General features: G+C 70.6%; 18 protein-coding genes, 1 tRNA gene and 2 pseudogenes. 10 read left to right on the top strand and 11 right to left on the bottom strand.

Annotated features, from left to right (window positions below):
• Both CRM73_RS10965 and CRM73_RS10960 read right to left on the bottom strand, forming a co-directional pair.
• A pseudogene (locus tag CRM73_RS10965) lies at positions 1–618 on the bottom strand (aminoglycoside phosphotransferase family protein); the annotation flags it as partial.
• A gap of 4 nt (positions 619–622) precedes the next feature.
• A complete protein-coding gene (locus tag CRM73_RS10960; protein ID WP_229587713.1) occupies positions 623–2,467 on the bottom strand; it encodes an ABC-F family ATP-binding cassette domain-containing protein in 1,845 nt (614 codons plus the stop codon).
• Positions 2,468–2,722: 255 nt separating this feature from the next.
• Between CRM73_RS10960 and CRM73_RS10955 the strand changes: the two genes are divergently transcribed.
• The 5 genes from CRM73_RS10955 to CRM73_RS10935 all read left to right on the top strand — a co-directional run bounded on the left by CRM73_RS10955 (position 2,723) and on the right by CRM73_RS10935 (position 7,548).
• A complete protein-coding gene (locus tag CRM73_RS10955) occupies positions 2,723–3,490 on the top strand; it encodes a hypothetical protein (protein WP_229587711.1) in 768 nt (255 codons plus the stop codon).
• 62 nt (positions 3,491–3,552) lie between these two features.
• A tRNA-Gln gene (locus CRM73_RS10950) sits at positions 3,553–3,625 on the top strand.
• 232 nt (positions 3,626–3,857) lie between these two features.
• Positions 3,858–5,354: a bifunctional UDP-N-acetylglucosamine diphosphorylase/glucosamine-1-phosphate N-acetyltransferase GlmU gene (glmU, locus tag CRM73_RS10945; RefSeq protein WP_229587715.1), complete on the top strand. Its 1,497-nt coding sequence runs from the start codon at positions 3,858–3,860 to the stop codon at positions 5,352–5,354.
• Positions 5,355–5,356: 2 nt separating this feature from the next.
• Positions 5,357–6,340, top strand: a complete 984-nt coding sequence (locus CRM73_RS10940) for a ribose-phosphate diphosphokinase (RefSeq protein ID WP_017832365.1) — start codon at positions 5,357–5,359, stop codon at positions 6,338–6,340.
• Positions 6,341–6,519: 179 nt separating this feature from the next.
• The gene (locus CRM73_RS10935; protein ID WP_095650418.1) at positions 6,520–7,548 is read left to right on the top strand and encodes a chitinase; all 1,029 of its coding nucleotides are present in this window, start codon (positions 6,520–6,522) and stop codon (positions 7,546–7,548) included.
• Here the strand turns inward: CRM73_RS10935 and CRM73_RS10930 are convergent.
• The 4 genes from CRM73_RS10930 to CRM73_RS10915 all read right to left on the bottom strand — a co-directional run bounded on the left by CRM73_RS10930 (position 7,514) and on the right by CRM73_RS10915 (position 14,762).
• On the bottom strand, positions 7,514–8,797 hold the full coding sequence (locus CRM73_RS10930) for an acyltransferase (RefSeq protein ID WP_095650417.1): 1,284 nt from the start codon (positions 8,795–8,797) through the stop codon (positions 7,514–7,516). The two genes, CRM73_RS10935 and CRM73_RS10930, sit on opposite strands and share 35 nt — an antisense overlap.
• Positions 8,784–11,180 carry a bifunctional polysaccharide deacetylase/glycosyltransferase family 2 protein gene (locus tag CRM73_RS10925; protein ID WP_229587709.1) on the bottom strand — a complete coding sequence of 799 codons (2,397 nt, stop codon included), beginning with the start codon at positions 11,178–11,180 and terminating at the stop codon, positions 8,784–8,786. The genes CRM73_RS10930 and CRM73_RS10925 overlap by 14 nt, the downstream gene beginning before the upstream one ends.
• A 526-nt stretch (positions 11,181–11,706) precedes the next feature.
• Positions 11,707–12,870 carry a CAP domain-containing protein gene (locus tag CRM73_RS10920; RefSeq protein WP_095650415.1) on the bottom strand — a complete coding sequence of 388 codons (1,164 nt, stop codon included), beginning with the start codon at positions 12,868–12,870 and terminating at the stop codon, positions 11,707–11,709.
• Positions 12,867–14,762: a GH25 family lysozyme gene (locus tag CRM73_RS10915; protein WP_229587707.1), complete on the bottom strand. Its 1,896-nt coding sequence runs from the start codon at positions 14,760–14,762 to the stop codon at positions 12,867–12,869. Before CRM73_RS10915 ends, CRM73_RS10920 begins: the two co-directional genes overlap by 4 nt.
• Before the next feature lie 334 nt (positions 14,763–15,096).
• Here CRM73_RS10915 and CRM73_RS10910 point away from each other — a divergent pair, with 334 nt between their 5' ends.
• Positions 15,097–15,708: a low molecular weight phosphatase family protein gene (locus tag CRM73_RS10910; RefSeq protein WP_095650413.1), complete on the top strand. Its 612-nt coding sequence runs from the start codon at positions 15,097–15,099 to the stop codon at positions 15,706–15,708.
• A 91-nt stretch (positions 15,709–15,799) separates the two neighbouring features.
• On the opposite strand, the gene CRM73_RS10905 is transcribed toward CRM73_RS10910, so the two are convergent.
• Positions 15,800–16,042, bottom strand: coding sequence for a hypothetical protein (locus tag CRM73_RS10905; RefSeq protein WP_095650412.1), 243 nt, complete (start codon positions 16,040–16,042; stop codon positions 15,800–15,802).
• A gap of 53 nt (positions 16,043–16,095) precedes the next feature.
• On the opposite strand from CRM73_RS10905, the gene CRM73_RS10900 reads away from it, so the two are divergent.
• From CRM73_RS10900 to CRM73_RS10890, 3 genes are all read left to right on the top strand, one after another.
• The gene (locus tag CRM73_RS10900) at positions 16,096–16,425 is read left to right on the top strand and encodes a hypothetical protein (protein ID WP_167508901.1); all 330 of its coding nucleotides are present in this window, start codon (positions 16,096–16,098) and stop codon (positions 16,423–16,425) included.
• A gap of 120 nt (positions 16,426–16,545) precedes the next feature.
• Complete coding sequence (locus tag CRM73_RS10895) at positions 16,546–18,735, top strand: M36 family metallopeptidase (protein ID WP_229587704.1); 2,190 nt, start codon at positions 16,546–16,548, stop codon at positions 18,733–18,735.
• 10 nt (positions 18,736–18,745) lie between these two features.
• Positions 18,746–20,023, top strand: a complete 1,278-nt coding sequence (locus CRM73_RS10890; protein WP_229587702.1) for a M28 family metallopeptidase — start codon at positions 18,746–18,748, stop codon at positions 20,021–20,023.
• A gap of 47 nt (positions 20,024–20,070) precedes the next feature.
• On the opposite strand, the gene CRM73_RS10885 is transcribed toward CRM73_RS10890, so the two are convergent.
• The 4 genes from CRM73_RS10885 to CRM73_RS10870 form a co-directional block, all read right to left on the bottom strand.
• Complete coding sequence (locus CRM73_RS10885; protein ID WP_144836641.1) at positions 20,071–21,528, bottom strand: hypothetical protein; 1,458 nt, start codon at positions 21,526–21,528, stop codon at positions 20,071–20,073.
• Positions 21,529–21,584: 56 nt separating this feature from the next.
• Positions 21,585–22,649, bottom strand: coding sequence for a putative glycoside hydrolase (locus CRM73_RS10880; protein WP_229587700.1), 1,065 nt, complete (start codon positions 22,647–22,649; stop codon positions 21,585–21,587).
• On the bottom strand, positions 22,646–24,346 hold the full coding sequence (pelF, locus tag CRM73_RS10875) for a GT4 family glycosyltransferase PelF (protein ID WP_229587698.1): 1,701 nt from the start codon (positions 24,344–24,346) through the stop codon (positions 22,646–22,648). Before pelF ends, CRM73_RS10880 begins: the two co-directional genes overlap by 4 nt.
• A 128-nt stretch (positions 24,347–24,474) precedes the next feature.
• Entirely contained in the window at positions 24,475–25,917 is a 1,443-nt protein-coding gene (locus CRM73_RS10870; RefSeq protein ID WP_229587696.1) for a hypothetical protein, read from the bottom strand.
• 428 nt (positions 25,918–26,345) lie between these two features.
• On the opposite strand from CRM73_RS10870, the pseudogene CRM73_RS10865 reads away from it, so the two are divergent.
• Positions 26,346–26,465 (top strand): annotated as a pseudogene (locus tag CRM73_RS10865) (UTP--glucose-1-phosphate uridylyltransferase); the annotation flags it as partial.

Raw genomic sequence — 26,465 nt, 5'->3', positions numbered from 1 at the left:
GGCCAGCGGGGTGCCGGGCAGCTGCCGGAGCACCACCACGTCCCGGACCGGGTCCTCCACGGGCGCCGGCACGGGCAGCCCGGCCGCGAGCAGCATCCGGTGCCGGGCGTGCAGCGCCGCGGCCCGGTCCCGCCGCAGCACCTTGAGGTAGCGCACCCGGGAGCCGTGGGCCGCCCGCAGCACCGCCCGCCGGGTGGGCCGGTAGGAGACCTCGGTGAGCTCCGCGGGCTCGGCGGAGCAGAAGACCTCCCGCCCCACGGCCTCGGGGGAGGACGCCCAGGCGAGCCCGGGCAGCCACGGGTCGTGCGGGTGCCGCCACGCCACGAGGTCCACGCCCTCGTGCCGGGTCCGCACCAGGTCCGGGGACGTGCCGGCGGGCGGGGACGTGTCGGCGGGCGGGGAGGCGGTGCTCACGCACACCACCTCGGCGGTCCGCCGTGCCCCGGCCAGGGCCACGACGTCGAAGACCCCGGTGACCCCGGCGCCCGGCCGGTGGTGGACGCGCCGCCGGGTCCAGCGCTGCACGGACAGCCCGGCCGGGGCCAGTGCAGCCGCCAGGACCGGGCCCATCCCGGTGCCCGAGAGCAGGGCCACGGCCTCCTGCTCCGGGCCCGCCACGGGGCTAGACCAGGTCCTCGGACAGCTCGAGCCAGCGCATCTCGAGCTCCTCGATCTCGTCCTGGACCGCGGTGAGCCGGGCGGTGATCTCGCCCAGGCCGGTGTAGTCGGACTGGTCGTGCGCCGCCATCTCGGCGTGCAGGGCGTCGACCCTGGCGGACAGCTTCTCCAGCTTCCGCTCGATCGCGCCCACCTCCTTCTGCGCGGTGCGGGCCTGCGCACCGGAGAGCTTGGGCCCGCCCTGCGCCGTCGTCGTCCCGTTCGAGGACCCCGCCCCCGTGGCCGCCAGCGGGTTCGAGGCATTCGCGGAGCCGGCGGCCGTGCCGGTGCGGGACTGGGAGGCGAGCTCCAGGTACTGCTCCACGCCGCGGGGCAGGTGCCGGAAGCGGCCGTCGATCACGGCGTACTGCTGGTCGGTGACCCGCTCCAGGAGATAGCGGTCGTGCGAGACCACCAGGAGGGTGCCCGGCCAGGTGTCGAGCAGGTCCTCCATCGCGGTGAGCATGTCGGTGTCGAGGTCGTTGGACGGCTCGTCGAGGATCAGCACGTTCGGCTCGTCGAGCAGGATCATCAGCAGCTGCAGCCGCCGCTTCTGCCCGCCGGAGAGGTCCTTGACCGGGGTGGCGAGCTGCTCGTTGGTGAAGCCGAGCCGCTCCAGCAGCTGGCCCGGCGTCATCTCCTTGCCGTCGGCCAGGTAGGTGGTGCGCTTCGAGGCGACCACGTCCGAGACCCGGTCCTCGGCCACGTCCTCCAGCTCGGACAGCTGCTGGGTGAGGGTCGCGATCTTCACGGTCTTCCCGCGCTTCACCCGCCCGCTCGTGGGCTGCACCTCGCCGGTGACCAGGCCCAGCAGCGTGGACTTGCCCGCGCCGTTGACGCCCAGGATGCCCGTGCGCTCACCGGGGGCGATCAGCCACGTGACGTCCCGGAGCACCTCCCGCGGGCCGTCGTCCTCGGTGGGGTAGGAGACGGAGACCTTCTCGAGGTCCACCACGTCCTTGCCCAGCCGGGAGACCGCCAGCTGGGACAGGGCCACGGTGTCGCGCGGCGGCGGGACGTCGTTGATCAGCTGGTTCGCGGCCTCGATCCGGAACTTGGGCTTGGCCGTGCGGGCGGGCGCGCCGCGGCGCAGCCACGCCAGCTCCTTCTTCATGAGGTTCTGCCGCTTCGACTCGATCGTGGAGGCCTGCCGGTCCCGCTCCACGCGCTGCAGGACGTACGCCGCGTAGCCGCCCTCGAAGGGCTCCACCATCCGGTCGTGCACCTCCCAGGTGTCGGTGCACACGGCGTCCAGGAACCACCGGTCGTGGGTGACCACGGCCAGGCCGCCCTGGTTCTTCGGCCAGCGGTTGTTCAGGTGGCGGGCCAGCCAGGTGATGCCGTCCACGTCCAGGTGGTTGGTGGGCTCGTCCAGGAAGATGACGTCCCAGTCGGCGGCCAGCAGCGCGGCGAGCGCCACGCGGCGCTTCTGCCCGCCGGAGAGCTCGCCGAGCTTCGCGTCCCAGTCCAGGTCCTTGACCAGCCCCGAGACCACGTCCCGCACCTTCGCGTCCCCGGCCCACTCGTGCTCCTCGCGGTCCCCGACGACGGCGTGCCCCACGGTCAGCTCCGGGTCCAGCACGTCGGCCTGGTCGAGCATGCCCACGCGCACGCCCGAGCGCACGGTCACGCGGCCCCCGTCCGGCTTCAGCCGTCCGGCGAGCAGCTTCATGAGCGTGGACTTGCCGTCGCCGTTGCGGCCCACGATGCCGATCCGGTCGCCCTCGTCGATGCCGAGACTGACGGCGTCGAAGACCGTCTTGGTGGGGAATTCCAGGTGCAGGTTCTCGCCGCCGAGTAGATGTGCCACCCGTCAAGGGTACTCGCGCCCCGCCCCGCCGAGTCCCCCCTCTCTGGCCCCTTGCCCCGTCGAGTCCCCCATCTCGTCGCAATCCCCCCAACAGGATCGGGGGGATTTGCGAGGACATGGGGGGCTCGGCGGAATGAGGGGGCGGAGATGGGGGGCTCGGCGGAATGGGGCAGGCGGAAATGGGGGCGGGGGAGGCACATGAGCGGACAGGAATTTCTCAGCGGCGGCTCAAGCTCGGGTGAGAGCATGGAGTGCATGGAGCAGAATCCGACGGAGCGATCCTCCGCGTCCCCGAGCACCCGTCCGCTGGGCACCAGGCTGGACGGGATCACGGACCTGGAGACCGCCGTCCGTGCCGTGACGGCGCACCCCGGACCCGTGGAGATCCCGGCGGGCCCCGGTCAGCTGGTCGGGCGCCACCTCGGCTCGGTGCCGCAGCGGCAGGTCGGGGAGGCGCTGCGCGGAGCCGGCGCCGACCCGCTGATGATGCGGGCGGACATCTCGATCGACGAGGACATCCCGGACGAGGGCGTCATCGCGGTCCTGGACGACCACCTCTCGCTGGCCGCCGGCGTGGGCGCCGAGTACCTCGTGGTGCCCCGGGCCGGGATGGGCGGGCGGGGGCGCAGCGAGGAGCGGATCTTCTCGATGCTGGCCGCCCTCGACGAGGCGGCCTCGGCCCACCAGGTGCACCTGCTCCTCGAGACGGAGGGCGCCACCGCGGACGAGGTGGAGCTGGTCGAGTACCTGGAGCGCGCCCGGGAGGCGGGGACCCTGGACGTGGACCCGCACTACGTGGCGTCGGTGGCCTGGAACGTGGCCGCGTCCTCCGCGGCGGGGGAGGGCCCGGCCGCCGCGTTCGAGCGGATGCGGCCCCTGCTGGACCGTGCGCCGCTGATCGTCTGCGGGGTGGACGAGGACACCGTGGAGGACCTGTTCGCCGCCGTCCCGGAGCTGCGGGAGGCCGCCGCCACGGCCCGGATCATCGTGATCCTGGGGCGCCCGGGAGCGGCGGGGGCCTGACCCCCGAGTGGTAGGGTGACTGCCTGTGCACTGCGTGCACCACTGCCGTTCCACGGCGGTGCTCCGCCTTGGTGTAATCGGCAGCACCCCGGCCTTTGGAGCCGTGGAGTCTAGGTTCGAGTCCTAGAGGCGGAACGTCCGCATCCCGCCCGAGAGCCCGGAAGCTCGAGATCCCCAGAGCCGAAGAGCCCACAAGCTAGTGAGACGGAACAGAGCCGGAGCCGGTGAGCCCACCGGCTCCTCTCTCAGATCGACGACCGAGGAGCTGCATCCCGCCGTGAGCACCCCCCAGACCCCTGCACATCGTCCGGGGGCGGCCGTCGGGCCCGCCGCCGTCATCGTCCTGGCCGCCGGCAAGGGCACACGCATGAAGTCCAAGACCCCCAAGATCCTGCACCGGATCGGGGGTCGTTCCATGGTCGGGCACTGCCTGGTGGCCGCCCGGAGCCTGCACCCGCGCCGGCTGGCCGCCGTGGTGCGCTTCGAGCGGGACCTGGTGGCCCCGCACGTCCTCGAGCAGGACCCCGAGGCGATCGTCGTGGACCAGGACGAGGTGCCCGGCACGGGCCGCGCCGTCCAGGTGGCGGTGGAGACGCTCGACGCCCAGGAGCGGCTGGCCGGCACCGTGGTGGTCACCTACGGCGACGTCCCGCTGCTGACCCCGGAGGTCCTGCAGCGGCTGGTCGCCCACCACGAGGAGCGCCGCAACGCGGTGACGGTGCTGACCGCGGACCATGAGCAGCCCGGCGGCTACGGCCGGATCCTGCGGGACGCCGACGGCTCGTTCCGCGAGATCAAGGAGGCCAAGGACGCCACCGAGGCCGAGCTCGCGGTCGCCGAGATCAACTCCGGCATCTTCGCCTTCGACGCCGACGTGCTGCGCGACAGCCTCGCGAAGGTCACCTCGGACAACGCGCAGGGCGAGATGTACCTGACCGACGTCCCGCTTCTGGCCCGCGAGGCCGGCCACGCGGTGGACGCGCTGAAGATCGAGGACCGCTGGGAGGTCGAGGGCGCCAACGACCGCGTGCAGCTCGCCCAGCTCGGCGCCCACCTCAACCGCCGGATCCTCGAGGCGCACATGCGCAACGGCGTGACGGTCGTGGACCCCGCCAGCACCTGGATCGACGTGCAGGTGCGGATCGCCGCGGACGCCACGATCCTGCCGGGCACCCAGCTGCACGGGGGCACGCGGGTGGGCGAGGACGCCGTCGTCGGCCCGGACACCACCCTCACGGACGTGGAGGTCGGCCCGGGCGCCCACGTGGTGCGCACACACGGCTCCGGCTCCGTGATCGGCCCCCGGGCCAGCGTGGGCCCCTTCGCCTACCTGCGCCCCGGCACGGTGCTCGCGGACGAGGGCAAGATCGGCACGTTCGTGGAGACCAAGAACTCCCGGATCGGCACCGGCTCGAAGGTCCCGCACCTGTCCTACGTGGGGGACGCCACCATCGGCGAGCACTCCAACATCGGGGCGGCCTCCGTGTTCGTCAACTACGACGGCGTGCGCAAGCACCGCACCGTGATCGGCGACCACGTCCGGATGGGCTCCGACAACATGTACGTGGCGCCCGTGCAGGTCGGGGACGGCGCATACTCCGGGGCGGGCACCACGATCCGCAAGGACGTGCCGCCGGGGGCCCTGGCCCTCACCGAGGGCGCGCAGCGGGTCGTCGAGAACTGGGTCGTGGAGCACCGTCCCGGCACCGCCGCGGCCGAGGCCGCGTCCCGGGCCCTGGGCAACGGCGCCGCGACCGCGGCCGGGACCGTTCCGTCCGGGACCACCGAGCACTCCACGGCAGGGACCGGCGCCGGCACCACGGCGCACGGCGCGGCCGGGGACACCACCGAGGAAAGCGAGTAGCAATGACCACTGCCATCACCAACGAGGGCGCCAAGCAGCTGGTCCTGGTCTCGGGACGGGCCCACCCCGAACTCGCCGAGCGCATCGCCACGGAGCTGGGCACGGAGCTGATCCCCACGGACGCCTACGACTTCGCCAACGGCGAGACCTACGTGCGGTTCGGGGAGTCGGTGCGCGGCACGGACGCCTTCCTCATCCAGTCCCACCCGGCCCCGATCAACCAGTGGATCATGGAGCAGCTGCTCATGATCGACTCGCTCAAACGGGCCTCCGCGAAGTCGATCACCGTGGTGTCCCCGTTCTACCCCTATGCCCGGCAGGACAAGAAGCACCGCGGCCGCGAGCCCATCTCGGCCCGCCTCATCTCGGACCTGTACAAGACCGCCGGCGCGGACCGGCTGATGTCCGTGGACCTGCACACCGCGCAGATCCAGGGCTTCTTCGACGGCCCGGTCGACCACCTGATGGCCATCCCGCTGCTGGCGGAGCACGTGCGCTCCGTCGTCGACGTCGAGAACGTCACCGTGGTCTCCCCGGACACCGGGCGCGTGCGCGTGGCGGAGCAGTGGACCGAGCTGCTGGGCGGCTGCCCGCTCGCGTTCGTGCACAAGACCCGCGACATCACCCGGCCGAACCAGGCCACCTCGAAGGAGGTCGTGGGGCAGATCGAGGGCCGCACCTGCGTGCTGATCGACGACATGATCGACACGGGCGGGACGATCTCCGGCGCCGTGCAGGTACTGCGCGAGCGCGGGGCCAAGGACGTCATCATCGCCGCGACCCACGCCGTGTTCTCCGACCCCGCCGTGGAGCGGCTGTCCACGTGCGGCGCCCTCGAGGTGGTCGTCACGGACACCCTGCCCGTGCCCCCGGAGCACCAGTTCGAGAACCTCACGGTCCTCTCGATCGCCCCGCTCATCGCGCGCGCCATCCAGGAGGTCTTCGAGGACGGCTCCGTGACCAGCCTGTTCGACGGCAGGTCCTGACCCGCTCCCGGGAACGGTCGACGACGACGACGCAGCCCCTCGCCACCCGGCGGGGGGCTGCTCCGCCACCGGGGCCCCCACTGCTGAGCCCCTGCAGCGGGGCCCGGCACCGCAGGAACCACCGTCCCGGGCGGCACCGTCCGGGGAACTTTCGCGCCGACAAGGACAGCCCGCACCCCATGACCCGACGACGACACCGCCTCCTCGGCCCGCTGCTGCTGTGCGGCGCCGCCGGGCTGGTCCTCACCGGCTGCGGCCCCGACCTGCGCGAGCCCTGGTCCGGAGGCTACGTCAACACCACGTCCTATCCGTACTTCGACTTCGGGGCGGAGACCGCGGGGCAGTCCCGCACGGTGCTGGGGTTCGTGGTGGCCGATCCCGAGGACCCCTGCACGCCCTCGTGGGGCGGCTACTACGGGCTGGACGAGGCGGAGGACGTGCTGTGGATGGAGGAGCAGATCGCGTCCCTCCGGGAGCAGGGCGGGGAGGTGGCGATCTCCTTCGGCGGCGCCGCCGGGGCCGAGCTGGCCACCGTGTGCACCGACCCGGACCGGCTGCTCGCGGCGTACCGGACGGTGCTCGAGCGCTACGACGTGGGCATCGCGGACTTCGACATCGAGCTGGACGACCTCGAGGACCGGGAGGCCAACCGCCGGCGGGCCGAGGTGCTGGTGCGCCTGCAGGAGGAGCGGGACGAGCCGCTGGAGGTGTGGGCCACGCTGCCGGTGGCCCCGCACGGTCTGGACCAGGACCCGGTGGAGGTCGTGGCACAGCTGCTCGCGGCGGAGGTGGACCTCGCCGGGGTCAACCTCATGACCATGAACTACAGCGAGAGCAAGCCCGCGGGGCAGTCGATGGCGGCGGCCTCGGAGGAGGCGGCCCGCTCGGCGCACGGCCAGCTCACCGCGCTGTGGGAGGCAGCCGGCCAGGACCTCTCCGCCGAGGAGGTGTGGAACCGGATCGGGCTCACCCCGATGATCGGGGTCAACGACGTCCCCGGGGAGGTCCTGGACCTGGACGCGGCGGCCGAGCTCGCTGGGTTCGCCCGGGAGCAGGGCGCGGGGCGGCTCTCCTACTGGTCGGTCAACCGGGACCGGCCGTGCACCGCGCAGGACGGGGACCCTGCGGAGGCCAACGACTTCTGCAGCGGCCTCGACGAGGAGGCCGGGGAGTTCACCCGGGTCCTCCTCGAGGGCTTCGCGGGCTGAGCGCCGCCGGCTCCCGCACGGAGCGGGGGTAGAGCCAGGATCGGCCGGGGAAGCCGGTGCCGGCGGCTCCTTGTCCCGCGGTTCCCTGTCCCGCGGCGGTGGCAGCAGCGGGGCCAGGAACAGGGGCAGGCATGGGAGCGGTGGCGGGGGTGGCAGCGGGCCGGACCGGCCACAGCCGCGGCCGCCGTCCCGCGGCGAGGTCCTCCGCCCAGCCCACCGCGAGCACGACGACGGCGAGCAGCGGCCAGACCAGCAGGAAGGACAGCCACGGGCTCGCCAGCAGCCCGGGCACGGCCGTGGCCAGGACATCGCTCTCCCACAGCACGTCGACGAGCAGCACGGTGCCGACCAGCAGAAGGTTGTGCCACAGGTACACGGTCATCGCCCGGGAGTTGAGCAGGGTCACGGCCCCGTCCAGGAACCGCAGCGGCCGGGGCAGATCCCGCCAGGCAGGGGAGACGCGCAGCAGCACGGCGCAGAAGCCGAACGACCACAGGGCCTGGGCGAACGGGATCTCGTTGAGGTCCCACCCCGCCTCGCCGCGGTGCCCGGCGGCCCAGCACAGGCCCAGCCCCATCACCGCGGGCCCGGCCGCGAGGACGGCGCCGCGGGGGATGCGGCGCAGCATGCCGCTCTGGTGGGCGAAGCCCAGGATCCAGCAGGAGCCGTAGGTCGCGAGGTCCGTCACCGGGGCGTCCGCCCAGGAGGGCAGCGGCACGAGCCCGAGGGCGAGCAGGCCGCTCAAGGCCAGTGGGGCGAGCAGCACCGGCCAGGGCCGGGCTCGGAACGCCCGCAGCAGCACGGGGGAGAGGAGCAGGAACCAGAAGTAGGTCCGGACGTACCAGAGGATCTCCCCGGCCTGCACCGGCCAGGTGGGATCCACGGCCCCGGACCCGGCGCTCTCAGGGAGGACCGGATCCCCGACCGGGAGGCACCACAGGAGCACCTGCCCCCAGGACGCGTCGGCCCCGGGGGACCAGCCCTGCCCCACGAGCAGCGCCAGGACCGTGGCGGCGTAGACCCACAGCGGCACCAGCACCCGGCGGGCCCGGGAGACGAGGACCGTGCCCGCGGGCCGGCGCAGGGACCGGGCCATCAGGAACCCGGCCAGGGCGAACATCACGCCCATGGCGGGGAACACCAGGCTGAAGACGGCGCCGGCGAACGTGTGGTAGGCGACGACGCGGACCAGCGCGATCGACCGCAGCAGGTCGAGGTACCGGTCCCGGCCGGGCTCAGACCCGCTCACCGCGCCGGCCCTCCTGCCACGGGGCCACGGAGGCCGCGGGGGCCGCGGAGCCGGCGGGCTCCGCCGCGGGGGCCAGGTCGATGACGCTGTTCGTGCGCTCGGGCTTGTACCAGCCGATCATCCGACCCCGCAGCGCCTGGAGCAGGGAGGCGTAGAGGAGGTAGGCGCGCAGGGGCTCGTAGATGATCCGGTAGACGGGCACCACCAGCAGGTGGGTCCAGGACTCGCCGACCATGCGGATGGCGAGCACGCAGATCACGGCGTGGATGGCCAGGACGAAGGCGGCGAAGGCGGCGATGGGCTGCCAGTTGCCGGCGGCCAGGTTGATCCCGGCCATGAGCACGGTCAGCGGCAGGAAGACCAGCGGGACGAGGGTGGCGAGCAGGGTGTAGGGCAGGGCCACCATCCCGAGGAACCCGTAGCGGGGGCGGAAGAGCATCCCGGCGTGCTTCCACAGGGCCTGGAGGTTGCCGTAGGTCCAGCGCAGCCGCTGCTTGGCCAGGCCGCGCACGGTCATGGGGGCCTCGGTCCACGCCACGGCACGGTTCTCCTGCACCACGGCCCAACCCAGCTTCTGCAGGGTCATGGTGAGGTCGGCGTCCTCGGCGAGGGTGTCGTGGGAGTAGCCCCCGGCGGCCTGGAGGGCCTCCTTGCGCCAGGCGGCGCACGCCCCGGGGACGATGGAGATCGCCCCGGCCACGCCCTCGCCCATGCGGGTGACGCAGATCCCGGAGATGTACTCCAGGGACTGCCACATGGTCAGCAGTCCGGTGCGGTTGCCGACCTTCACGTGCCCGGCCACGGCTCCGACGGGGCGCTTGGCGTCCTGGGCGTAGAAGTGACGGGCGAACATCCGGACGGTCTGGGGCTCGAAGAGGGTGTCCCCGTCGAGGGTCACCACGATCTCGCCCCGGGCGGCCATGATCCCGTGGTTGGAGGCGATGGACTTCCCGCCGTTGGGCTGGGTGATGACCGTCAGCGCCGGCCAGGACGCGGCGTGCTCGCGCATGATCGCCAGGGTGCGGTCGGTGGAGCCGTCGTCCACGGCGATGACCTCGAGGTTCGGGTAGTCGCTGGCGCGCAGGGCGGCCAGGGTGCGGGCGATGACGGGCTCCTCGTTGAACACCGGCAGGATGACCGAAACCAGGGGCAGCCGGTCCTCGGGGAGCTCCGGCCAGGCCCGGCGGGTCTGGCGGCGGTGGCCGATCAGGGCCAGCACCACGTAGAGGGCGGACATGAGGGTCAGAGACCCGATGCCGAACCAGAACAGCCACGTCATGACCACGTCCGGGGCCACGGTCAGTCCGGCCACGGCCAGGGCGGTGGCGTCGTCGGCGAGCACGGGCTCGGTGTCCGCCGCCGGCAGGTAGCCCTCGGGGACGATGGGGGCCAGCGTCGAGAAGGTGTAGCCCTGCGCCTTGGCCTCGGTGATCAGCTCCTTGAGGGCGGCCACGGTGGCGGTGCGGTCCCCGCCGCCGTCGTGCATCAGCACGATGTGGCCCTCGCCGTCGAGCGCGGGCAGGTCCACGGTCTCCCCGGGCGCGGCCTCCCAGTCGTGGGTGTCGTAGTCGAAGTCCACGTGCAGGTAGCCCAGCTGCTGGGCCTCGAGGATGGGCAGGGCCTTGTTGTCCGGGTCGCCGGTGGGCAGGCGGAACAGGTGGGTCGCGTAGCTGCCGACCGAGCGCATGGCGCGGTCGGTGCCGATCAGCTCCTCGCGGTTGCGCAGGTCGTCGTCCCAGGCGGTGGTGTGGGTCATGGTGTGGTTGCCCACCATGTGCCCCTCCCGGACGATCCGGCGGAAGAGCTCCGGCTGCCCGACCACGTTGGTGCCCACGCTGAAGAACGTGGCGGGCACGCCCTCGGCCGAGAGCACGTCGAGGATCTCACCGGTGTAGGTGGCGTCGGGGCCGTCGTCGAAGGTCAGCATGAGCTGCTTCTCCGGCAGCTCACCGAAGCGCTCCATGACGTAGGGGCTGTCCCCCACGAGCTCCCGCTCCTCGTCGGTGAGCACCCGGAACACGTCCTCGCTGAACGGGCTGCGCAGCACCGTCCCGGCCTCCGTCTCCTCGACGAGCCCGATCCGGCTGAACGGGTTGGACGCGTCCCCGAGCAGCGGGATGTTCTCCTGGTCCCCGGTGGCGATCAGCTCCCGCGGATAGCCGTTCTCCTGGTGCAGCGGCCGCTCCCAGGGCTGGGCGAGCGCCTGCGGGACGATCCAGGACACGGCGCCGGCCGCGAGGGCCAGGAGCACCACGAGGGTGGCGAGGATGCGGTACCAGCGCTTGCCGCTGGGGTCGAAGAACACCGGCGGCGCGGCGCTGCTGCCGGTCCGCTCCGCGCGTCGGCGGTGCGGTGGTCGTCGGTCGTTGTCGGATGCTGCCACGGCGTGCTCGTTCCCCCGGTCGGCGGTCCGTCCCCTCGACGGACCGGCCGGCACATCCCCCCGGACGGGCCGACCGGGCCAGCCTGCCAAGCCGCGACCCGTCTGTCACAAGTGCAAACAGGTTGCACAGGCAGCACATCTCATCGCTGTGCATGCAAGTGCGAGTGCAAACGACTGCCATCGCGGCACCTGAAGTTACGGGGTGGTACTTAATGAACGGGAACATCCGCCGATCGGGGGACGGGCGCGGCCGGACTCGTCCCCCCAAGTGGTGACACGGGAATCCACACATTCACAGATTCGCAACAGGAAACACAGCTCGATTCCGTCCTGCCTGTGAAGCGCACCACATCCTGACGTGGCCGGATGTGATCGCCCGCCCTCGTGCGGGGGACAACCGCGGCGAGCCGGTGCCCGGCCCCCGCTCGGGGGACACCGGCACCGGGACCGGGGACAAGAACGCCGGCCGGGGACGGCAGAACGCCCGGCCGGAGAACCGGCCGGGCGTTCAGCGGGTGGCGAGGGGTCAGCGGGTGACCCAGGTCCGCTTCGTGATCGAGGACCAGTGCACGGTGTAGCCGTTCGAGAACCGCTGGCGCACCTCGGAGCCATACCGGTACTCGTCGGTGCTCGGGTAGCCGTAGCCCCGCTCGTAGCCGGCGGACTTCCAGCGCTGGCCGATCGCGCTGTTCTCCTTCACGGCCTTCGCACCGGTCCGGGGGCTCCAGAGGACCTTGTGCACGGTGGCCCCGCTGCGGAACACCTGGTAGGCGCCGCCGCCGGTGAGTCCGCCGCGCTCCGGGCTGCTGGGGTAGCCGTAGCCGCGCTCGTGCCCGGCGGCGGCGAACTTCTGGCCGATGGCGCTGTTGAAGCGCACCGGCCAGGCGCCGGTGGGGGCGCTCCAGTAGAAGGTGGTGCTCCTGGCGAAGCTCTGCAGGGCGCCGCCGCCCACCAGGCCGCCGCGCTCGTTCATGGTGGGGGCGCCGAACACGGCGGCCCCGCCCAGCGCGCGGTACTGGTTGCCGATCCCGCCGCGCACCGTGTACCCGGCGGAGGTGATCGGGGCGGTGGGGGGCTTGGGCGCCGCGACCGTGCCCACCGTGGAGCGGGTGTCCGCGGGGGCCTGGCCGGCGGCGTAGCCGTAGGAGTTCACGGTGCCGACCAGCTTCCAGCCCTGCTTGTTCCCGGACAGCTGCCCGTCCACGTAGGTCAGGCCGATGCCGATGACCGTCATCCTCGGGTCGGTCAGCACCTTGTTGTGCGCCTTCGAGCCCTTCCACCAGTTCATGAGCTCGGTGACGGTGCCCTGCCAGGACACGGAGTGGATCTCGCCGACGGCGTTCCAGTTCCCGGCGCGCTCGTCCTTCCAGAAGTCGTCGGTGTGGTCGATGACCTCCTCGCGGACCAGGCGGGTGGACTGCTCCTGGCCGATCTTGGAGAGCGTGGCCGAGTACTTGACCGGGGCGAGGCCCTTGGCCTTGCGGTGGGCGTTGATCAGGTCCAGCAGCCGCTGGGTGTCGGCCGAGCGGGTGCTCGTGGAGACGTTGACGATGTCCGAGGTCGCCGCGGCGGCGGGGGCCGCCGCGAGCATCCCGGTGGCGGGGACCGCCAGGGCGAGGGCCGCCGCGGTGAGCGCCAGGCGGCCGGTGGTGCGGGGGCGCGCGGGGGCGCGGTGCTTGGCGGTGTTCATCGGGTGGCCCAGGTCCTCTTCGTGGTGGTGGAGTAGTGCACGGTGAAGTTCTTGGAGAACTTCTGGCGGACCTCGGTGCCGTAGCGGTACTCGCCGGTGGTCGGGTAGCCGTAGCCGCGCTCGGAGCCTGCGGCCTTCCACTCCCGGCCGATCGCGCTGTTCTCCTTCACGGCGTGGGCGCCGGAGGCGGAGCTCCAGAGGATCTTGTGGACGTCGTTGCCGCGCCGGAACAGCTGGTAGGAGCCGCCGTTGACCAGGCCGCCGATCTCGGGGGTGGAGGGGTAGCCGTAGCCGCGCTCGTAGCCGGCTCGCTTCCACGCCGCGCCGATCCCGCTGGTCTCCCGGACGGGCTGGGCGCCGGTGGCCGGGCTCCACAGGACCTTGTTCACGGCGCCGCCGCTGCGGAACACCTGGTAGGCGCCGCCGCCGGTGAGGCCCGTGATCTCGCGGGTGGACGGGTAGCCGAAGCCGTTCTCGTAGCGGTTGGCCGTGAACTTCCGGCCGATGGCGCCGTTGAAGTTCACGGGCCACGCCCCGGTGGGGGAGCTCCAGTAGAAGGTGGAGTTCTTGGAGAACCGCTGGTACACGCCGCCGTTGACCAGGCCGCCGCGCTCGTTCATGGTCGGGGTGCCGAAGACGGAGGATCCGCCGAGGGCCCGGTACTGGTTGCCGATGCCGCCCTTGACCACGTATCCGGCGGGGGACACCTGGGTGGGGGTCCCGGTCGGGGTGCCGGCCGGTGCCCGGCCGCCCATCGGCTTGTAGTAGCGGTTGCGCACCAGGTCCTGGAGCTGCGCGGTGCTGCCGCGGAAGACGTTGGCGTCGATCCGCTCGGTGAACCCGGCGTCGGTGTACTGCCAGAAGTCGTAGGTGGACCAGGCGCTGGGCACCCGGGGGGCCGTGGTCTCGTAGGCGGCGATGTGCAGGGGGTGGTCGTTGAACGCACTGGTGTTGCCGGTGCAGTCCTGCCACCAGTAGTAGTTCGTGTAGATGGCCGGCACGCGCCCGGTGCGGGCCTTGTACCGGTTGGAGAAGTCGCGGATCCAGCTGACCATCTCGGACTGGCTGAAGCCGTAGCACTGGTTGCCGTACAGGGAGGGGTACGGGTTGTTCTCGACGTCGAGCAGGCCGGGCAGGGTCCGGCCGTCCGCGGACCAGCCGCCGCCGTTGTTGATGAAGTAGTCCGCCTGCTTCGCGCCCGAGGAGTCCCGGGTGGGGATCGCGAAGTGGTACCCGCCGCGGTGCATGCCCACGGCGCCCGCGCCGGCGTACTGCTGCTGGAACAGGCTGTTGCGGATGCTGTCGCCCTCGGAGGTCTTGACGTAGGCGAAGCGCGAGCCCTGGTTCCACAGGCTCGACCAGTTCAAGGACGGCTGCCAGTTGGAGACGTCGGTGCCCTTGATGCCGCTGGGGGCCCAGGACGCGGCGGCGCCGAGGGACTCGGCCGACGCGACCCCCGCGACGGCCTCCTCCGCGGTGTCGCCGTCCGCCGCGCCGGCAGCGGCGCCGGCGTCGTCGTCGGTGTCCGTGGCGCCGGAGAGCTCCTCGGCGGTGCGGGCGGAGGACGCGGCCATCTGCTCGAAGTGGTTCTCGGACTTGGCCCACTGGCCCATCACGGCGCCGCCGTGGGGGTCGCCCGCGGCCGGCTGCGTGCCGGCGCGCGCCGGGTCGGGGAGGACGGCCTCGCCGGTGGTCGCGTCCACCAGGGTGGAGACGATCTCGCCGTCGGACTCCACGACCTTGGAGACCAGGTTGCCCTGCCGCTCCTCGGAGAGGGTGGTCGATCGGGTGGTGGCGGCCTCTTCCAGGGCTGCTACCGGGGTCAGTGTGGTGATGGCCAGCACCGCCGCCGTGAGGGCGGCAGGCAGCGTCAGTCGGGGGGGTGCTTTCACGCTGGAACGCCTAACTCGCATGGATCGTTGGGGGAACGACTCGTGCAAGGCCATCGGGATGGGGGGAAGATCCTCAGAGCCACGACGAGTATAAAGGCGCGTTTGCATAAATAATCAATAACGATGGGCCGTGTTACGCACCCGTACATCTCTGGCCGTAGTGATTCTGTCCGCTGGGTGCGTTGCGGGGGAGGCGTGCCGGGGAACGACGACGACGGGACCCGGCGCGGCGCGGGTCCCGTCGGCGGCGCGATCCCGGTGGTCGGGTGAAGACCCAGCTCAGGACCCGGTGCCGGATACGATGAACCGGACTCGACCCCCCCAGAGGAGAACCATGGCCCCCACGCGCATCCTGACGGTCTGCACGGGCAACGTGTGCCGCTCGCCCATGGCGGCGGTCGAGCTCGACCACGGCCTCAACGAGATCTCGCCCGGCGGCTTCGAGGTGACGAGCGCCGGGATGCACGCGCTGGTGGACGAGGGCTTCGAGCAGCGGGTGGGCAGGCTGGCCCAGGACCGCGGCCTGGAGGCCGCCGCCGCGCACCGGGCCCGGCAGGTCACCCCGGACGTGCTGAAGGACATCGACCTGGTGCTCGTGATGGCCCGGGAGCACACCCAGCCGGTGCTCCAGCAGTCACCGCGGCTGCTGAAGAAGGTCTTCACCCTGCGGGAGTTCGCCCGGATCCTGCAGTACCTCTCCACCGACCCGGAGCTCGACCGCGCGGTGCCGTCCGACCGTGCCGAGCGCTGGGCCTGGCTGGTCCAGCAGGCGCCGCGGCTGCGGCAGCGGGTGCCGGTGCGCCACCCCGAGCGCAACGACGTGATCGACCCCTACCGCCAGGAGGACGCTGTGCTCCAGCAGATGGCGGACGAGTTGTTCGAGGCCACGGACGCGATCCTCGCCTTCGAACGCCGCTACGCGGAGCCCGCGCCGGTGGCAGAGTAGTACTGCGTCAGGTGTGTTTTGCGCGGGTGCCTGTTCCACCCGGGTGGGGCGCCTTGTGGGGCGGGGAGTCCTGCACCGACCGCGCGGACGTTCAGTCCTGACCGAACCTCTGCTGGGCCGCTTGGCGCGTCGTGTCGAGAGCGGAACCGATCAAGGCCCAGGAGTCGCCGGCCGCACGGGCGGCCTTCACCGCCTCCCGCAGTTCGTTCTCCGCCTCGGTGATGTGCTGCCGAGCGGCCAGGATGCGCCGGAAGTGCACGGCGTCACGAGCGGGGTGCGACGACACGTCGAGCTCGTCCAGTCCTGTGCGGTCGTGCGCGGTTGCGATATCCATGGAATTCCACCTCATCTCAAATAGTCGTAGAACTTCGGTCTGAGCAGATCGGCGTGGATGATCCTCGTCGGTTCTCCGGCTGGTACGGCGACCAGCTCGAGGAGCCTGCCGTGTTGGTCGGGCCCGATGACCAGGAGGCGGTCTTCGCCCTGGTACTCGTACTCGACCAGACGGATCGCATTTACCCACGCGTGCTCGATGTCGGCGTCGTCGATGCCGTGCTTCCGCGCGGATCCCCGAACCTCCATTTCTCCAATGTGCCGGACCGCCCCGGGCGTGTCAAGATGAAATTGACGCCAACCGCCATGGTGGGCGCGCTCCGCCGCCGCGGGCTGGTGACGAGAAGGACGAACGGGCACGTCACACGCCTGTTCGCTGCTTGACCGATGACCGGGACCGGTTCCTTAATGGAGCTCAGGTCGGCCACGCCTGCGAGGAGAACCCGTTCCCGGTCCCGTGGACGATGACCGGGTGCTGCACTGATCATTCGCGAGGAGTTCCTGATGGCCGCTGACCGAGCACCCCCGGAGGACTTCCACGCGCTGTACGACGCCGGCGTCCGGAACGCCCGTGGCACCGCGCCGCCGGCTGCTCCGGCTCCTGGGTCGCCGGGCCACCTCCGAATGGACGCGCAGCTCGGCGACCTGGAGGTGGACTACGACCAGGCGACCGCGCTGCCGAACCGCATCGCACGGCGGGCCCCGGCCGCCGGGCTGTCGGGGGAGGCGGGCGCATCGCCGGAGGAGACCGTCCAGCGCTTCGTCACCGAGCACGGCGACCTGTGGCGGCTGTCCGAGGCGGACGCGCAGGGCGTCACCATCGTGTCGGTGAGCGGACGGGGGCTGCGCACGGTGCAGCTCGTGCAGCGGGCCGACGGCCTGGAGGTCTTCAACTCCGAGGCGACGGCGGCCATCGGACCGGACGGCGACGTGATCTCCGTGGCCGGCCAGTTCTTTCCCGGCGCCGCGCAGGCGGCCGGTGCCCGCGCGGCCAGCACCACCACCGGCGTCACCACGGCGGAGGAGGCGATCGCGGTGGCGGCGTTCGACCTGACCGGGGTCGAGTACCCCGCCACGGCCTTCACCGGGACGAGCACGGCGAGCGCGGCGAGCGCCGAGGACGCCGGGGGTACTGAGACCGGCGACACCGCCGGTGGCGGCTACCGGTTCTACCGCTTCACCGAACCGGCCGGCGCCGAGCCGACCGACACCGAATCGGCTGGCACCGAACTGGCCGGCGCCGGGCGGCCGGCGTTCGAGCGGGAGGTCCGGGTGAAGGACGTGCTGTTCCCGCTGGGGGAGGAGCAGTTCACCCCCGGCTACTACCTGGAGCTGTGGATCGAGGGGTTCCCGGCGTTCAGCTATGTGATCGACGCGCTCGGGGAGCCGGAGGTGCTGTTCCGGAAGAACCTGCGGGCGGACGCCGCCTTCACCTACCGGGTGTTCAACACGGGGGACGCGCTGTTCCGCCCCGAGGACGGACCGGCGCCCGGGTCGCCGCACCCGACCGGGCGCCCGGACGGGTTCCAGGCCGCCACCGTCCCCGACCGGCTGGTCACGCTCGAGAGCCTGCTCCCGGGCGCCCCGTGGCTGCCGGAGGGCGCCACGACCACGCGCGGCAACAACTGCATCGCCTACGCGGACGTCCGGGCCCCGGACGGGAGCAGCTCCGGCGACGTGGACGGCCGGGCCACCGGTTCGCGCACCTTCGACCACGCCTACGACCACGCCCGGCCCGCGAGCGACCCCACCAACCTGCAGGCCAGTCTCGTCGGGATGTTCTTCCACGTGAACTGGTTGCACGACCGCTGGTACGAGGCCGGCTTCGACGAGGCGGCCGGCAACGCCCAGCAGGTGAACCTCACGGGGGCGGGCCTCGGCGGGGACCCGATCCTGGCCGAGGGCAACGACTTCAGCGGCACCGACAACGCCAACATGCAGACCCCGGCCGACGGCGCCAGCCCGCGGATGCAGATGTTCGAGTTCCGCGGCGTCGCCCCGCTGCCGTCCCGCACCAGCAACTTCGACGCGCTGATCACCTACCACGAGCTCGGGCACTACATCACCAACCGTCTCGTGGGCAACGCCACCGGGCTGGCCAACCAGCAGGGCCGGGCGATGGGCGAGGGCTGGGGCGACTTCTTCGCGATCACCATGACCTCCCAGGCCACCGATGACTTCGGCACCGGCGCCTTCCCCGCCGGCGGGTGGACCGACCTCACCCCCACCTTCACGGACAACTACTACTTCTCGATCCGGCGCTACCCCTACTCCGCGGACCTGGGCAAGAACCCGCTGACGTTCAAGCACATCAGCAACGGGGTGGTGCTCCCGGCCGGACCGCCGCGCCGTCCGCACAGCGGCGGGCCGAACAGCGAGGTGCACAACGCCGGCGAGGTCTGGTGCGCCGCCCTGTGGGAGGTGTTCGTCAACCTCGTCGCCGCCCACGGCCACGCCGAGGCCGAGCGCCGCGTGCTCGAGTACGTGGTCGGCGGGCTCAAGCTCACGCCCAGCATGCCGACCTTCACGCTGGCGCGCGACGGCATCGTCACCGCGGTCGCCGCCCTGAACCCCGCCGACCTCGGCGCGGTGTGGCGCGGTTTCGCCAAGCGCGGCCTGGGCGCCGGCGCCGTGTCCCCGCCCAGCACCTCCACATCGCTCGCGGGCGTGGTCGAGAGCTTCAGCACGCCGTAGGAGGCGCACCATGACGGCCCTCCGCTTCGAGTCAGGAAAGACGCCGGGGAACGACGACGGGCCCCGCGTCGTGGCGCCGGACGCGCTGCGGGCACTGACCGCCGCGGCCGCGGACGCCGGCGCCACTTGGACGCGGCTCGGCGACACGCTCCTGGTGACCGGGGCGCCGGCCCAGCTGGAGCGGACGGCCGCCGGCCGCGCCCCCGCGGAGCGGATCGAGGTCCCGGCCGCCCGCCTACACCTGGTGATCCAGAACGGCCGCCAGTTCCAGCAGACCCACCCCGAGGTCCCGGTCCTGCTCGACCGGGGACGCTATCTCGTCGTCGACCTCGACCCCGCCGAGGCCGGGAGGATCGTCGAGCCGTCCGAGCGGCACCTGCCGTGCTTCGGCGTCCGCCCCCTGCCGGCGAACACCGTGGTGTTCGCGCAGCGGCCACCGGCACCGGCATCGGCAGGGACGCGGGCCGTGGCGGAGCCGCGCGCAGCCGCCGTGTCCCGGGACGCGTTCGCGGCGGACCTGCGCGCGCTCGCCGGTTTCCGGACGCGGCACTCGGCGAGCCCCGAATTTGGCACCGTCCTCGACTGGGCCGAGGGCGTGCTGCGCGGACTGGGCTTCGCGACCCGGACCCAGACGGTGGCCCTCCACGGCGGGAGCACGCAGAACCTCATCGCCGAGCGGCCGGGTCGCGGCGGCGACGGCCGCACGGTGCTCGTCACGGCGCACCTCGACTCGATCAACGTCCGGGACGGCGCCGACGCCCCTGCACCGGGCGCCGACGACAACGGCTCCGGCGCCGCCGGGGTGCTTACCGTCGCCCGGGCCCTGCGCGACCACCCCGGAGCCCGCGACCTGCGGCTCATCCTCTTCGGGGGCGAGGAGCAGGGACTGTTCGGCAGCCGCCACTACGTGGCCGAGCTGGAACAGCAGGCCCGCGAGCGCATCCACTCGGTGGTGAACATGGACATGATCGCGTGCCGGAACACGCCCGCGGCCACGGTGCTGCTCGAGGGCGCCGCCGTGTCCCAGGCCGTGCTGGAGGAGCTGGCCGCTGCGGCGCAGGCGCACACCGGCTTGACCGTGCAGACCAGTCTGCTGCCCTTCAACAGCGATCACGTGCCGTTCCTCGACGCCGGCATCCCCGCCGTGCTCACGATCGAGGGGGCCGACGGCGCCAACGACCGCATCCACACCGCCGGCGACACCCTGGAGCACGTCGACCACGACCTCGCCCTCGAGATCCTGCGGATGAACGTCGCCTACCTCGTCCAGGCGCTCGGGCAGGCATGAGCCAGGGCCGGCGCTCCGGCCACCGGAGCCGCCAGACAACGGCGTGTTCAGCCCACAGTGGCGGACCGGCCCGGGACGATCATGCTGGTGCCGAAGGCGGAGACCTTCCGGCTGTCGGAGTTGTGGTTGACCGCCAGGACCCTTCCGTCGGAGAGCTTCGTGACGAGAACGCCGTTGTCGTGGATCGGCGCGGCGATCGGGTGAGCGGAGCCTGTGACGGCAGCGGTCAGCGCCGTCACCTGGGGGTCTGTGGTGTCCACGGACGCTCGAGTGACGTCTTCCCAGCGTCGGTCGTCGTCCCAGGCGTTGTCCTGGCACGCGGGTTCGGCCTGTCCGAGAGTAGCTGTCATGGTGGAGGTTTCCGGAGTGCGGTTGAGCAGGACGTTGCCCAGGGTGAGCCGGTGATCGAGGGTCCGCCGTTGGTCCGCTGCGACCACAATCCGCTGCCGATCGTCCGAGTCGTTTTGAAGACAGACTGCAGATCCGTCGAGGGGGAGGCCACGGTCATAGGCCGTAGGGGACAACTGGCGCAGCGGGACAGAGTAGTCGTGCTGGACGATGGGCAGCCCCGCAGCGGTGATGGTTCGGAATGCTGCCGCCTCTTCGTGCAGGCGTTCCGCTGAAAAGGGGCGCCCGTCGCTTTCGGCAATGCTGTGCTCGCGCAGTGCGAAGTCGACGGCGCCGGTCGCTGCCAGCTCCAAGGCCAGGTCCACCTGGTTGCTCCAGGCCGGGTAGAGGCCCAGGTTGATCGCCACGGGGATGTCGGTGCCCATGGACTCGGTGAGAGCGGCGTCAATGCGTGCAACCACGTCGATCATGGCCCGCCCATAGGCGTCGTCGTCGGCCCAGGGGCCCCATTGACCGACGTCGACCATGTCCTGACCATGGGACGGTGAGAGCGCGGTGTCGTCGAGGAAGATGCCGTCGAAGCGTGCCGGCGGGGCATCGGTGGTGCCGCGTTCGGCATCGGTGGTGAGGATCCGGTGGGCGGTCTCCGCGCAGGCCTGGGCGTAGGCGGGGGAGAGGTCGGCGACGGTCAGGTACGAGAAGTCGGGGTAACCGGCATGTCCTGTGGGCGTGGTGGCCACAGCCGGGTTGTCGGTCGTGACGGCGAACTCGGTGCTGCGGGCCTTGCCCATGTCGGCGCAGGAGTTCTGGAAGATGCCGTTCCAGTGCTCCCAGGGTCGCATCGCGCCGACGTTGAGGTAGGCCAGGAACTGGGTGTCCGGGTTGGCGGCCTTCATATCGCTCAGAGTGCAGTCCCCGGGTGCGTCGGTGGTCGCCATCATGGGGTCGACGATCGCCACGGAGACTTCACCCACCAGGTCAGCGCCTGGACACAGCAGTTGGCCTTGCCGGTAGCCCTGCAGGTATGCCGGCAAGGCGCCGGACTTGCTGCCGATCCCCGTGCGTGGCGACTCAGCGGTGACCAGTGGGGCGGGTCCCATGGTCAGGGTGGTGAGCAGGCCAGTGAGCAGCACCGTGGCAACGGCCATCGTTTTCATGTGCACATCATGGACTACGCATTGGCCTTAGTTGCGTAGGTGAATCCCCGGGCGGGTCAGGCGCGTCGCAGGATCCGCCCCCGGTGCGGGAGCAGCACCAGAGAGGGGCCGGCAGGTTCGCCGTGAGCATCGACCATGCCTGCCGGAACCTTGAGGCGGCGCCGCCGGCGTCCGTCCATGTTCAAGTTCACGGCGGCCCACCCTCCGGTGAACTCCCGCCACCAGCTGTGCCCTCTGCGGACCGGGTCCTGGAGGGGGCGGCCGAGGTCCCAGTCGAGCTCGGTCACGTGCTGGGTTTGGTTGTAGTCGTCGTGCGCCGTGGCCGAGTAGGCCCCGCGCCCTGCGCCGAAGATCCAGAACGCAGCAAGTCCGTAGTGGAAGTTGGGGTGCTGGTCGTTGCCGTCTGTCGGAACCCGGAGGATGCTGAGCCCCGGCCCGTCTGCCTGGGACAGCTGGGCCTCGGCGGTGTCCGGGTCAAAGAGGTCGGTGGGGCTGTACCCCAGCCACACCTCCTCGAACCCACCGCCGTAGGCAGCGTGAGCGCTCCACCGGCCGGGTTGCCGGCGGGATTCTGCGATGTTCGGGACCAGGACCTTTCCCACGGCGTTGAGAGACTCACCGGCGGCGTGGACGAGCTCGTCGAGTCCGTCGCGGATGTCGGCCATCGAGCGGGCACCATCAATGGGAAGTCGCAGTCCGTAGTAGTCGTCGAAGACGTCGTTGTCGGCCATCACACCGTCGAAAGGCGAGTCGGTGAGTTCCTCGGTGACGTTCTCCACCCACCGGGCCCGGTAGGCGGATGACCATACGGTCATCTGCCAGTGACCGCCGTAGCGTTCCCACTCGATCCGTTGTCCCTCCACACGGCGGGCGAACCACTGTTCGTCCGCCTCGGCATAGGAGACACCGGAGCTGTAGAGGGGGCCGGGCTCGTAGCTGCGGGTGGAGGACAGGCACTTGTAGCAGAGTACGGTCATGTCCGGTCGGCGCTTCTTCAGCTCGGCCGCGGCCGCCAGCTCCCACGGCTGCAGGATCGCCGCGCGGTAGTGCTCCGCGGCGAAGTCGATCTGTTCGGAGGTGATCGGATCGCCGTAGCGGATCCAGGCGCCGACGCCGCTCACGAGGCCCTCTCTGGGGTCAGGTGCTCTTCGCCCCAGTATTCGAAGTTGCGCTCAGAGTTCATGTTCCCGAGCATGCGGTAGAGCTGGTTGTAGGAGGCCATGACTTCGTGAAGCTGGAAGAAGTCTTCGACCCGGCCGCGGGCGTTGGCGCAGTAGGTGCGGTAGCGCTCCGTGTCCTCGATGACGGTGCGGATCTGAAGAGCCATGTTTTCGACATCGCCGGCGGACACGAGTTCACCGCACGCCCCCCAGGTCCGCCCATCGGCGGTGTGGAGGTCCTCGGCGACGAGCTGACTCATGCCGCCCACGTTCGTGCCGACAGTGGGGATGCCGGCGGCCATGGCCTCCAGCACCACGATGGGCTGGCCTTCGTTGTAGCTGGGCAGCACCAGCAGGTCGAACTGGTCCAGCATGTCCCGGACGTTGACCGTGCCGTGGATGGTCACCATGTCTTCCAAGCCAAGGCTTTCGATTTTCGCGAGGCAGGCTTCGTAGTACTCCGGCACGTGTTCGGTAGGTCCGAGAACGTCCAGGTGCAGGTTCGGGTAACCGTGCCGCTTGAGAATCTCCATGCTCGAGAGCAGGTCCATCAGGCCCTTGATGGGCACGACCCGGGCGATGTAGACCAGCTTCCAGGTGTGGTCGTCCCGGCTCGCGGCAATTTTTTCCACGGCTGCTTGGCGCGCGTGGTACTTCTCCTCGAACTCTTCGATGGTCATGCCGTTCGGCAGTACCACCGACTTGTCGATGTCCGTGCCCAGTTCCGCGGCTTCGGTGATCGCGGTCGGATACAGATAGGTGATCACCTCGGCGCTGGGGTAGCAGAAGTGCCCCATCTCGATCCACCACGCCATCCAGGCCCTCTGCTCGGCCGTGACGTCGAAGGTGCGATAGTCCTTGGAGGTGATGGACAGTGCCATGTTCCGGTCCAACAGTGTGTTGACCGTGTCACGCACATACAGATTGTGCTCCGTGAGCAGGAAGGACGTGCCGTGGTCCCGGGCGGCGGCGGCCCCCAGCAACGAGGCGTATCCGGTGGTGTGCGCGTGGTAGACGCGGGCTCTCGGCATGGTCTCCCCGAGCACCGCATAGGCCAGGGAGAAGAATCCGCGGAGCACCCAGAAGGACTCCGACAGCGACAGGCCCAGCTGGGGCATGCGCTCGGTCAGGGCGTGCATGAACTCCCGGGAGCCGAGGATCGCCCACAGTGGGTACTGTCGGGTGCGTTCGTTGAGGCCTTCGTCGATGAGCTGCCACAGGGGCTCGGTTTCCCGCCGCTCGGACAAGGCGTACAAGGCGTCGAAGATGCGGTTCGACAGCTCGGCGCGCTGGGCGGAGCTCATGTCCAGATCCTTGGGCCGGACGGCCATGAAGTCGTGCCGGTGCTCCTGCATGCTCAGATAGACCACCCGCACCCACTTGACGTTCTCCGGCATGCCGTAGAGGTCCTCGTGCGGACTTGAGGAGTCCCAGGAGATGTGGATGATGCCGTACGTGAGATCGGGATTCCCCATGACGATGTCGTGGACAACAGCGGACACCCCACCCTTGAGATAGGGATAGGTGGATTCCATGACGATGGCAACGTCCACGTCCACGTATTGCTGTTGACGCTGCTGGGCCGGCAAGAGGCCGAGGATATCGGTGGCGGTAGCGGTGGCGCGGTGCTTGGCGCGAGAAATGGTGAACGGGTACATGCCAGTGGCTCCTCAGGGGCAGTTGGTCTTGGCCGGTGTAGGCACGGCCGAAAATCGCGGTGGCTGACCGGGGTCGTCGTCCAGCAACGGACGAGGACCGGCGATCCTGTCGGGTCTGCGGGAAGTGACTACCAGGAGGTGGCGTGGCGCCAGAACAGCGTGTACTCCGGCTGGACCCAGTGACGCTTGTACAGCCCCCAGGCCACGGCGACGAGCACGAGGTCAGCTACCAGCAGGACGCCGTAGGCGCCGTTGGCGCCCAGCGTTGTGAACGCCAGCACGCACACGAGCAGGTGTACGGCGCTGAGCACCTGGGCGGTGATCTTCTCTCCGATGTAGTCCAGCTCGTAGCCCAGCAGGGTGAGCATCATGAACGTCCAAGAGGCCACCGACACGGCGACGGCCAGGAGGACGTGTTCTGGTTGCAGGCCCCCCAGCAGCATTGCGGCGGCCAGGGTCAGCACCATTCCGATGGCTGCGGTGCGCAGCACCGCACGGTCCACGATGTGGCTGAGCAAAGTGGAGTGCGAGGCCAGCACCGGCAAAGGCTCGCGCTCGATCGCCCGGTGCAGCCCGGCCACGGCGTGGTCCACGTGCGGGGCGAGGTTCACGAAGTAGAAGTTGTAGGCCAGCACTGCCGGGAGCATGGCCATGAACACCACGACTACTTGAAAAGTGCCGTCGGTGACCAGGAACAGCACGAACTTGTCCGCCCACAGGACCGAGCCGAGAAGCAGGCCCCTGACGACATCGCCGGTGAAGTCGCGGTGCCCCAGGCGTTCGAAGGACCGGACGTGGACAAGGCGCTTGCCCATCGCCGCGATCTGGGTCCCAGCGGCCAGCACTGGCGGCAGGATCCACAACGTCGGCGCCAGAACCAGCGCCACGGCGTATGCGCCCCAGGCCAGAGCCCACAGGCCGCGCCGTTCCCCGACGTTGGCCAGGACCAGGGACTGCACGAACAGCACGTGCGCTCCGCACAGGACGAGGTAGGCGCCCATGGCCTGTGCCGACCATCCGGTGGCCAGCCACAGCGGCACGGCGAACAAGCCGACCAGCGGCAGCGTCTGAAGGAACATTGCCGGCCACACCTCGCAGAATCGGCGGGTGATCTGCGCCATGTCACGCTCGGCCATCAGGCCGCCGATGGCACGGTAGGCGGGCATGCACGCTGCCTGGGCCAACCAGGGAACGGTGATGGACGAGGCCAGCACGACGTAGGTCAACTGCACCCCGCCGATCGCAGACTCCGCCATGCGCGGACTGACCAGCGGGAAGACGATGTTGAGGAAGATCACCGGGGAGAGGTACAGCAGGAGGTTCACCCCGCCCCGGGAGCTGACCGGTGAGTCCGCGTCGTCATCGACCGGTCCGGAGGTGCCGCCACGCATCATCACCGCTACGACACCGACGACGAGAAGGCCGCCAGCCAGAGCCAGCAAAGTCAGGCTGGGTTGGGCAAGGTGCTCGACGACGGTCGGCACGAGAATCGTCAGCGACAACGCCATCGCAATGACTGCGGTGCGGCGCCGACTGTAGGCGTCGTGGATCAAGGACTGGATCGATCTCATGCTTCCCCCTGCGAATCGGGCAGCGCCTGCGACCCCCGTCACAGCAACGCCCCGATGAACTGAAATGCGATCTGACCTGGAATGTCGTCGCGGAGCCAGCATGACGGTCAATGGCGTGCAGAAGCAAAAGAAGTGATCAATCTCTCCTGAGGTCGGAGCATGGGCGGCGACCCATCTGTCGATCCGCGGTCGGAGGAGCGCGTCGATGTGGGGGTTGTAGGCCCAGACCGAGCCCCTGCGGCAGGACAGTGGGTGGAACCCGCAAGAAGCATGGGCCCGATCATTTGTCCCCTTCCACGGGGACATGCACGGAGTTCCACCGGTACACATACCCGGATCACGTGTAGATCCGGGAATGTCTGTCGTGCACCGCGAAGCGTGACGTCACGGTTTGGAAACCTTCTTCATCGCATAGCTAACTTGAGCGCATGAGTGGAAACAGCAACCCCCGGACGGTCCGGAAGGCCGTCATTCCTGCCGCCGGGCTCGGCACCCGGTTCCTCCCCGCGACGAAGGCCATGCCCAAGGAGATGCTGCCGGTCGTGGAC

Source organism: Kocuria sp. CCUG 69068, assembly GCF_020833785.1.
GTDB lineage: Bacteria > Actinomycetota > Actinomycetes > Actinomycetales > Micrococcaceae > Kocuria > Kocuria rosea.
This window is presented reverse-complemented; position numbering and strand designations above follow the sequence as displayed.